Source organism: Treponema sp. R6D11 (genome assembly GCF_054786075.1).
Genome location: NZ_BDHD01001458.1, coordinates 1 through 268, shown reverse-complemented (window position 1 = coordinate 268; position 268 = coordinate 1). Strand labels below are relative to the sequence as shown.

The 268-nt window shown below is 35.8% G+C and carries 1 protein-coding gene; it reads left to right on the top strand.

From position 1 onward, the window contains the following. The coding region (locus tag ACYVTD_RS19115) for a hypothetical protein (protein WP_461249155.1) at positions 1–261 on the top strand (261 nt) is incomplete at its 5' end. Positions 262–268 lie beyond the last annotated feature (7 nt).

Sequence of the window (268 nt, the reverse complement as noted above, 5' to 3'; positions counted from 1 at the left end):
CAAAAAGACATTGAAAAAGCAAAAAGTTTTTTACCTTCCATTTTAATTTGGGACGAACATGACGAGGCGAAGGACGAAGATTTGTTCGATAAAGATGATAATAAATACAACAGGGTAATTATCAAGGAGTTCAAGAACGACAAAAAGAAAAAAACAGAAATAAACTTTTATGGAAAAGGCAAATCGTACTTTGATTATGCGGGAAGCAAACAGCGCAGTTACCAACAAACGGGTGGTAATCGTTCCAATTCCCCCCAATGAAAAGAAC